Raw genomic sequence first — 4577 nt, forward strand, 5'->3', positions numbered from 1 at the left:
GTTTCACCCACCACCCATAACCGTAACAGACTGTTATCAATCGTTTTTTCATAGGTTTTTTAGTGCTTAACTCTCTTACACTATATATTTTAACAAAATTCTTAACAAAAAAGGCACCGCCTCTTGGGGGCTACGCCCCCGCCGGCTCGCGGCCTACGGCCGCCCCGATCGCGCTTCGCGCGATCTCCCACCCGGCATCCCCCTGCTCGCCCTTCCAGGGCTGCGCTAAACGGACATGCCTACGGCGCAAAATCATAATCTGACGATGCATTCCCGCATCGTCTCTCCACCAGCACCCTCCTCTCCCGCGTCGGCGCCTTCGGCGCCCTACGGGGCTCCCGCTCCGCGCTCGCCCAACGCCTGCAACACCAGAAGAACCGGGCAAGACCGTAATCTGCTCAAGACGCACCGGTATTCAGGCGATCATTCAGCAGCTCACGTGTCGCAGCATGCCCACCAGACGCCACAGGATGGCCGTACAGGCGTTATTGTGTGTGGCGGCTAGTTGGGTTGGCAATAACGGGAATTGCGCTTTGTGCGGCCTCCCATGGCGCTCTGCTGGCTTTATCAGGAATTGATGGGCTGTCCATTTCTGTCTGACCGTCCAGATATCCTCCTCCTGACTTTCAGTGGGATAGTTCTGATTGAAAAACCCAAGCGTTAGGGATATGATGCATTATGCCGACGCTTCTACGCATCAATGGATTTCGTGTCGTGATTTACACGGCAGATCATGTGCCAATGCACGTTCACGTCATAAGCGCGGATGGAGAAGCGGTGATTGAAATTGGCAGGAAAGCCCGACTGATACGAGCAGGTGGCATGAAAGATAAGGTCATACAGGAAGCCCTTGTCATCGTGCAGGACCACGCTGAGATGTTGGCTGAAGCATGGGAGAAGATACATGGCGAATGACATGAACTATCAGGCCGCTCGTGAAGCAGACGCGCTTCATAGAGCGACAATTCCTCATGCGGTCTCCGCACGGTTTATCCGTGCTCGCCGCGCTCTTCACGTCACGCTCTCCAACGGTGTTGAGATGAGCGTGCCTGTGAGTCTGATACAAGATTTGCAGGACGCTTCCCTGAATGATCTGGCCGATATCGAGATCACTCCGCTGGGTAATGGCCTTCACTGGCCCCGTCTCGACGCCGATGTTCTGGTCGAAGGTCTGATCCACGGTATCTACGGTTCCCGAAGCTGGATGGCAGCACAGATGGGACGCGTGGGCGGATCGTCCGCCAGCCAGGAAAAGGCAGCGGCAGCACGCCGGAATGGTGCTAAAGGCGGTCGGCCAAGGAACGTCGCGTAAGAAAGACTGCTTACCACTATGAGCAGACAGGCCGGTGAGCATGGTGGTTGCTGAAACCGCAAAAAGTTATTACAATAATAATAACATAAAGGGGGCTGTCATGGTCGAACTGAAAGTGCGAAAATTCGGAAACTCACTCGGGGTAGTACTGCCCAAGGAAGTGATCTCACGGCTGAACACCCAGGACGGCGCGCCCCTGTATCTGACCGAAGCACCAGACGGCGGATATCGGCTCGTGCCCTATGATCCCGACTTCGAAACAAAAATGGCGAAGGCTGAGGATATTATGCGGCGTTACCGTGATACGCTGCATGTTCTGGCCCAATGACAGACTTCGTCTGGATAGACGAACGGGATGCCCTGATCCTGCATGACCGGCTGTTAGCGGCGCATGGCGGCGCTTCCGGAGTGCGTGACGCAGGTCTTCTGAAATCTGCTCTTGCCCGGCCACAGCAGCATGCGGCCTATGCGGATCCGCTGGATCCAGTATTTCTTGCGGCCGTCTATACGGCGGGTATCGTAAAAAACCATCCCTTCATCGATGGAAACAAGCGTACGGGCTTTGTGCTCGGTGTGCTGTTTCTGGAACTGAACGGCTATCGTTTTACTGCAACTCAGGAAGATGCGGCGAATGCCGTCCTTGCACTGGCAGCAGGTCAGATGGACGAACTGGGCTATGCGGCGTTCCTGGCCGCCAATGTCGTATCCGACAGGGTATAACTGCGACCAGAAACACAATAATAACGAGGTTACTCGCAGGAATCGACGTTGGATGAACGGCTACAACGGGTATCGGTTCATCATGAAAACCTATACGGAAATGCTGGTTTTTCCTTGGTCCCGATCACAGCGCAAACCTGAAGCGTCTGGCCTTTTTTAGCTTTGCACTGTGATGAAAGAGATCCTAAGCAGGATGTCCTTTACCTTTCTGAGAGAGTGCTAAAGGGTCGAGACAAACCCCGTCTTTCTGGCGGGGTTTGTTCGTTGGTAGATCATTTTCTCAGAAAGAAATACTTAAACCAGTTCCCGCCCTATAGCAGGAGCGTCAATCCACTCTCGTTCGTCTAAAGGTTGAGGCTTGGAATAATCCGAGACGGCAAGAAGTTCATCCATTGTGTCGCTATGTGGATTTGATGGTTTACCAGACAGGGATTTTGCTTCTTTTTCCACGATAAGAACTTCAGAAAATAGAATGAGGGGCGATTTACGTACCTTCCCGCCAGATGCCTTCGGCGGGCTATGCCGCTTCCGCTTAGTATCGCAGCCACGCTGTCGCCAGAACTGTCGATATTCATCACTCTCCATTGTTTTCGCGTTTACGTGACGTATCACGGTATCGCCAGTCGGAATATTGTCATCAAATGCGCCATCAGATTTTCTGAAGAGAGAAGACTTAGTCCTTGATAGACTAGACTCATATGACTAAGTCTTGTTGTAGAAGATGAGGAGGCTTCTCTTATGCGCACAGTCAACATTCATGAAGCCAAGACCCATTTGTCCCGGTTGATCGATGCGGCCATGAAAGGGGAAAGCTTCATCATTGCCAAAGCCGGTCGGCCGATGGTGCGGGTCAGCCCGATTACGGCTCCTGAAGAACAACAGCAACGGCGTCTGGGTTTTTTGACGGGAAAAATCCGGGTGCCAGAGGATTTTGATCGCATGGGACAGGAGGACATCATTTCTCTGTTCGATGGCTCGGCATGAAGCTGCTTCTGGATACCCATCTGCTTCTCTGGGCCGCAGGAGAGCCTGACAAACTGTCAGAGCGTGCGAGAACCCTGATTGACGATCAGAATAATATTCTGGTTTTCAGTGCTGCCAGTTTATGGGAAGTCACCATCAAGGTGGGACTGGTACGTGCAGACTTCCAGGTTGATCCCTATCTGTTGCGGCGCGGCCTGATCGAAAATGGCTATGAGGAGTTACCGATCACCAGCCAGCATGCTCTGGCAGTAGGACAACTGCCAGATGTGCATCGGGATCCTTTTGATCGCATTCTTGTGGCTCAGGCGATGGTGGAAGGGCTGCTTCTGCTGACCCATGATCCTCTCGTGCAGGCTTATCCGGGTCCTATCGAAGCTGTTTGAACGATATTCGTACGCGCCGCGCCCCTTATGTGTTGAGATGAAGTTCAGATTATCCGGTTTTTAGGGAGCGCTTCTTGCCTTCCCACACTGGCAATCCGGCATATTCAACCGATCCCTGTGCCATACGGATATCCTGCCTATCTGAATTCGCGCGTGTCAGTAGTAGGATTTCCAGCACTATACCCATCAGCTCGTCTGGGATGCCACCATCCTCCTCAGAGCTGGTTGTTTCCGGCATTGTGGGTTTGCCAGAAACCTTACGGTCAAGGTCATTCAGCAGATCAGTCACCACCCTCATATTTTGACCGAGATACACCAGCTGATCGTTCATGTTGACCAGTTTGCGGTCACTTTTGGACTGTCTCAAAACAGCGTCCCGAATATAGCCAGACACGTTGCCATCAAGAGCAACCTCCTGGAGCCACTCTGCTTCGTCTTCGGTAAATCTCACCGTGTATTTACGCTCGCGCATAACGGCTCCAGTTCAATGTACATCATTTTGTCGGACATATAGTTACAGAAAACAGCCAAAAAATCAATTAAATGTCGGACGCGCGTCCGACACATAAAATGTATAGGCTGCACAAAGTATTTTGTTTTCAATGAGTTACGCAGTTCGGAGAACTGCGTTATGTGTATAGCCAGATTAAGGAGCAAAATCCGTCAGAACAGAGCAGAAAAAAGACCTTTCCCACACCCATTTATGCAGAAAACAGCGTCCTCTCTTAGCGAGCGTGAGCGAGTAAACCCGCAAAAAGCGAAAACCACCAAAAAACAACCAGAAAAACACCAGTTTGCAACCAAAAAACCACCACATTCCATATGAGAGAAGGGATAAAAAAACACCAGAAAAACACCAAAAAATCACCACATATTTTCCTGAAGGGAGATGCCACCAAAAAACAACCAAGAAACCACCAGAAAACCACCACATGTGACGAAAAAATATGGAATGAGGAAAAGGTGAAGACCCAGAAACACCCGCAGGACAGAACTGTGAACGGTGATCTTGAAAACGGTTGTGTGGATGTATTTTGGGACGGTCTGGCCGTTTCGGTTTTTCTCAGATGGGAGATGTTTGAGAGAGTGGTATAGGTGCTTTTGATATTTCAGATCTGGCACAGCAGCATGTGCCGCAGAATGGTTCTCCCAAAGAGGAACAGTGACATGTGCTCATT

7 protein-coding genes are annotated in these 4577 nt (G+C 51.2%); 6 read left to right on the forward strand and 1 reads right to left on the reverse strand.

What is annotated here, in order from left to right; genetic code table 11:
• The first annotated feature begins 678 nt into the window (after positions 1 to 678).
• The 6 genes from AC1RQ9_RS18530 to AC1RQ9_RS18555 all read left to right on the forward strand — a co-directional run bounded on the left by AC1RQ9_RS18530 (position 679) and on the right by AC1RQ9_RS18555 (position 3399).
• Entirely contained in the window at positions 679 to 915 is a 237-nt protein-coding gene (locus AC1RQ9_RS18530) for a DUF4160 domain-containing protein (RefSeq protein WP_040133518.1), read from the forward strand.
• Positions 905 to 1312 (forward strand): DUF2442 domain-containing protein, encoded by a 408-nt coding sequence (locus tag AC1RQ9_RS18535; protein WP_026019903.1) that lies wholly within the window; start codon positions 905 to 907, stop codon positions 1310 to 1312. Before AC1RQ9_RS18530 ends, AC1RQ9_RS18535 begins: the two co-directional genes overlap by 11 nt.
• Positions 1313 to 1352: 40 nt before the next feature.
• Positions 1353 to 1640, forward strand: coding sequence for an AbrB/MazE/SpoVT family DNA-binding domain-containing protein (locus tag AC1RQ9_RS18540; protein WP_019092508.1), 288 nt, complete (start codon positions 1353 to 1355; stop codon positions 1638 to 1640).
• The gene (locus AC1RQ9_RS18545) at positions 1637 to 2032 is read left to right on the forward strand and encodes a type II toxin-antitoxin system death-on-curing family toxin (protein ID WP_019092507.1); all 396 of its coding nucleotides are present in this window, start codon (positions 1637 to 1639) and stop codon (positions 2030 to 2032) included. The genes AC1RQ9_RS18540 and AC1RQ9_RS18545 overlap by 4 nt, the downstream gene beginning before the upstream one ends.
• Positions 2033 to 2770: 738 nt before the next feature.
• Positions 2771 to 3016: a type II toxin-antitoxin system Phd/YefM family antitoxin gene (locus AC1RQ9_RS18550; protein ID WP_019092505.1), complete on the forward strand. Its 246-nt coding sequence runs from the start codon at positions 2771 to 2773 to the stop codon at positions 3014 to 3016.
• A complete protein-coding gene (locus AC1RQ9_RS18555) occupies positions 3013 to 3399 on the forward strand; it encodes a type II toxin-antitoxin system VapC family toxin (protein ID WP_019092504.1) in 387 nt (128 codons plus the stop codon). Before AC1RQ9_RS18550 ends, AC1RQ9_RS18555 begins: the two co-directional genes overlap by 4 nt.
• Before the next feature lie 49 nt (positions 3400 to 3448).
• Here AC1RQ9_RS18555 and AC1RQ9_RS18560 read toward each other — a convergent pair whose 3' ends face one another.
• Positions 3449 to 3871, reverse strand: coding sequence for a hypothetical protein (locus AC1RQ9_RS18560; RefSeq protein ID WP_019092503.1), 423 nt, complete (start codon positions 3869 to 3871; stop codon positions 3449 to 3451).
• Positions 3872 to 4577: the final 706 nt, after the last annotated feature.

It is taken from the genome of Komagataeibacter ossonobensis, from assembly GCF_057359305.1.